Annotated in this window: 1 protein-coding gene; it reads left to right on the top strand. The window is 54.6% G+C overall.

What is annotated here, in order from left to right:
- Window positions 1-533 precede the first annotated feature (533 nt).
- Window positions 534-4,307, top strand: a complete 3,774-nt coding sequence (locus FUA23_RS21900; RefSeq protein ID WP_147932916.1) for a DUF5722 domain-containing protein — start codon at window positions 534-536, stop codon at window positions 4,305-4,307.
- The last annotated feature ends 350 nt before the right edge of the window (window positions 4,308-4,657 follow it).

Below are 4,657 nucleotides of genomic sequence, written 5' to 3'. Positions count from 1 at the left end.
TGAATGGACTCCAGGCTGGGCTGCCAATCCCTTATCGCTTTTACCTTATCAGTCACGCGTAGGCCCGCGCTTTAGCCGGAGCCTTTAAACATATAAGCCAACGGCTAAAGCCGTGCCTACTGTTAATGGATTCAAGGCAAGGCTGCCAACCCTTATCGCTTTACCCTTATCAGTCACGCGTAGGCCCGCGCTTTAGCCGGAGCCTCAAAACATACAAGCCAACGGCTAAAGCCGTGCCTGCTGTGAATGGACTCCAGGCTGGGCTGCCAATCCCTTATCGCTTTTACCTTATCAGTCACGCGTAGGCCCGCGCTTTAGCCGGAGCCTTTAAACATATAAGCCAACGGCTAAAGCCGTGCCTACTGTGAAAGCAAAAAAACCAACAAGACTTGGTGCTGCGAAGAGACTGTTTCATCCGCTGGACCATGTGTCAAAAGCGTCGTCCTCCTCTCTTTACCCCTAAAGTACAGGATGCCCCCCGCTCTGGCAGCGCTCATCTTTAGCCCCTTCCTTCAGCTATTTATCCCCGATTCATGCAAACAAAAACATACTTCTACCTTGCTCTGCTCTTTGTAAGCGCGTTCTGCACCTGCGTCCGCGCCCAGAGTATTTCCATTGCGCTGGACGCCAGCTCAGCCAACCAACTTACCATCGCCGAAGCTCCCGCAGGAACATACACCATCAGCACCACCGGGCTGGACCCCTACGTGGGCTCGGTACCGCTCACTCAGGCCTACAACCACGACGCAGTGTATGTTCTCAGTTTCGAATACGAAGCAGTTGCCGGGCTCGACAACCTCCAGATTTTCTACGGCTCGCCCTTCAGCGCGCAACGGCAAATCGATTTCGGCAGCCTGCCCGCCGCCTCTTCCTTCCGGACCTTCAAAGCTTTCATGAAAATTGAAGCCCCCGAATGGGACGATGATTACGCTGAGTTCCGCTTCGACTTCGGGGTCACCGCCGGCCAGGACATCACGGTCCGCAACATTCAACTCCGCACACCAACCGCCCGTGAAGTGATTCCTTTCAGCCTCGAACCCACCATGCGCAATCAGGCTCCCATCACAGCCAACGCCAACGGCGGCTTCGAAATCACAACCAATGGCGGAGACCCGTGGGTGCGCAGCACCCTGATCACCGAGATGTACCACCCTGACTCAGTCTACGTGCTCTCCTTCGATTACACCTCCACCAGCGGCATAAACAATAACTTTCAAATCTTCTACGGCCAACCGGACAACCCCGCCCGGCGCGTGCTCTACCCGGCACTTCCGCCAGCCACTGACACCTCAACGTTTACAGCCGTACTTGGCGCCGATGCAACCAATTGGGACCAGTTTTACGACCGTTTTCGTTTCGACTGGGGTACCATGGCCGGCCTCGATATCCAGGTAAGTAACTTTATGCTCCGGGAACCCACCAATGCGGAGAGCAAACTAATCGTTCCACCGGCAGAAACCGTGATGCTTGAGCTGAACACCGGTTTCACGAGCGGTAACATGACCGCCTCCGAGCCCAGCCCCATGATCTATGAGCTCGTCACCGTTGGTCCTGACCCCTGGATTCGTTCCAAACCGCTCTCCACTCCATACAATACCGAGACCAGCTACATTATGGAATTCGAATACAAAGCCACCGGTGCGTACAACGAATTACAGGTTTTTTTCGGGCCACCCATCAACGCGACTCAGTCGTTCACAACGGGGGAAATCCCCGCCGCGGCAGACTGGACCACCTACACCATCAATCCGCGCTTACTGGTCGATAACTTTCAGGTCGGTAACTGGACTGACTTCCGCTTCGATTTTGGCCGCAACGAAGATCCGGCGGTGGCTAAAACCTTCGATATCCGGAACATCAAAATCCGTAAACCAACGGCCCAGGAACTGCTCGACGAGCAAAACAGCGACAAGTTCGTCAGCCGCGCCCTGAATACCGAACTCCAGACCTATCTGGGCGCAACTTTCCCCGGCCTCATCGACAGCGTCATCGTTACCGAAACCGAGGTTAAAATTGTGGGAAATATTCCCTTGGCCACCACCGTCCACCTCGCGGAAGTGCTTCCCGAGGACTACGGATTCAACCAATTCGACTTCGTGTTTACCACCCCACTGAACCAAGATGCGAACGGAGATTTTGTGGTAACGGTAGATCGCTTCACGCCGCGCAACGGCGGCGATGCCGACCGCTTGTATTCCCGCTGGATCATAGTCGAACAACTTACCCCGGGCGACTACACTAAGCTGTCTCATCTCGCCTGGCCGACAGACCTTTGCTTCTACCCTACTTACAACCTTCCGGAAGTGAAAGCATCCAACGCAAAGGGGCTGGACGGGCTTACCACAACCACCCTGCCGAACTTCAGCGACCTGACCGACCTTGGCGTCAGCAGTATGAAGATCAACTTGTTACTGAACGGTGTTTTTTCGCAAAACGGAACAGGCGGTGCCAGCCATACCTTCAACGGTAAAACATACGGCATAAATCAAACTTTCGTAAGCGAGCTGGATGCCCGCGTGAAAGCCTGCTACGATGCGGGTATTAAGGTTGCGTTCGTACTGTTGCTTCCCATTAATATCGGGAACCAGGCATTGCGGGATATTTTCGTCCATCCCGACGCTGTGGGCTGGTCGGCCAGCCCCTACACTATGGCAAACGTAACCAGTGCCGCGGGCGTAGAGCACTATACCGCCCTCGTGGACTTCCTGAGCGAACGTTACTCCCGCACCGACGGGCTGTACGGCCGCGCCGACCAGTGGATCATCCACAATGAGGTCGATGCCCACCAATCGTGGACCTACGCTGGTCAGAAACCCGTCGAGCTCTACACCCAATTGTATGACCGCTCGATGCGCCTGGTACACTACACCATTCGTAAGCACAACCCAACGGCAAAAGTATTCGGCTCGTTCACCAAGCACTGGAACAGCAAGGCGGGCAGCGATGCCAACTTCCGTTCGCTCGACATACTGAACAGCCTAACCGGTCTTAATGGCGTGGAAGGCGACTACGAATGGGGCATTGGCTGGCACTCCTACCCCACTAATCTGTTCAATCCGCTCGTGTGGAATGACGCTCCCGCCCAGACACTGTTCAACTTCAACACCCCGCAGATTACACCAAAGAACATTGAAGTGATCGACGCCTACGTTCGCCAAACCAGTCTGCTGTACCGCGGGAAAAAAGTGCGAACCATTCTACTTTCCGAAAACGGTTTCAACTCTAATACCGCTACCAACGCGAACGCCAACGAAACCACCCAGGCGGCGGCACTCGCTTACTTCTGGAAGAAGGTGAACAACCGGCTACCCACCATCGAAAACATCCAACTGCACCGCTGGGTGGACCACCCCAATGAAGCCGGGATTCACTTCGGACTTTGGTCCGTGCTGGACGGAACGGTAGACGGATTCGATCAGAAAAAGGAATCATGGGACGTCTGGAACGCCGCAGGAACGGCACAGGAAGACAATATCTTCGACCCCTACCTCACCACGGTCGGTGTATCCTCGTGGTCTGAAATCATGAACACCGTAGCCACCGAAACCACTCCCTGGCCCGTCACCATGGCGCTAAACTGTTACGATCCTGCCAGAGAAGTGATGGTGAACTTCAACGGCGAGAAGAAATTCCCGCAGCCAGACGGAAGTCTCCATTTTTACAACGTAGCTTCCAACGTGAACCAGCCCTACGAGGTATATCAGGACGGAGAACTGGTGGCTAGTGATGTCCTCACCGTTTCGGCTCCTCTCAACCTGAACGTAAACCTGTGCGCACTCCCCGTGGCCTGGTTAGCCTTCTCCGCCACTGCACTGGAGAAGAGTGTTCTTCTGAAATGGGAAACCACGACGGACCAGGACAACGCCGGCTTCACGGTGCAACGTTCATCCGACGGGCGTAACTGGACCGATATCGCCAAAGTATCCGCTAATAATTCTGCCCGCCGACAGCAGTATCAAACGGCGGATGATAATCCCCTTGATGGCCGGTCTTTCTACCGCATAGTTCAGACCGATTTTGACGACGAGATCAGTGTTTCCCCCATCAGAACGATTGATTTTGCCGGCACATCGGCTTTGCTGACTATAACTCCTAACCCCAGTACCGGCCTGATTCGCCTCCAACTGCCCGAAGGGTTTGAGTTGAAACAACTCCAACTCACCGACGCTACCGGCAGGACCACAAAGATGAGCCTTCCTGACCACTCAGGGATACTCTGTCTGGATGATAACCCCAAAGGCGTTTACCTGGTCCGTGCTTTCGCTACCGATGGCCGTGTGCTTGGTGGTAAATTGATCCTGCGGTAGTCTAACGGTACAGGGACGGTGACGCTGTGTCGTTGTTTGTGCTGAAGGGGATGAGCTGTTTCCGGAGCGAGGGCGTCGACAGGTGAGGCGGGTGGGAGTCGACAGGTGGTATGGGCGGGAGATGGGTGATGCCGAAAGGAGGCTGTTCGAGGCGGGAGTCGCCAGGCCAACTTTTATCCGGCTTCGCCAGGCTAAAAGAATTGGACTGGCGACCCGACGGGGAGTAGGAGACTGTTCATCTAAGTGTGTCTACATTACTTTACAGTTAGATACGATTATTATGGCAAAGAAAACCAAAAAGACACGCTCATTGGAAGAGCTTTTTACCGACTCGGAGCAACTCAAGCGCA

It is taken from the genome of Neolewinella aurantiaca (assembly GCF_008014675.1).
Classification (GTDB): Bacteria; Bacteroidota; Bacteroidia; order Chitinophagales; family Saprospiraceae; genus Neolewinella; species Neolewinella aurantiaca.
Note: the sequence above shows the minus strand (reverse complement) of the source record. Positions and strands in the feature narration are given on the sequence as shown.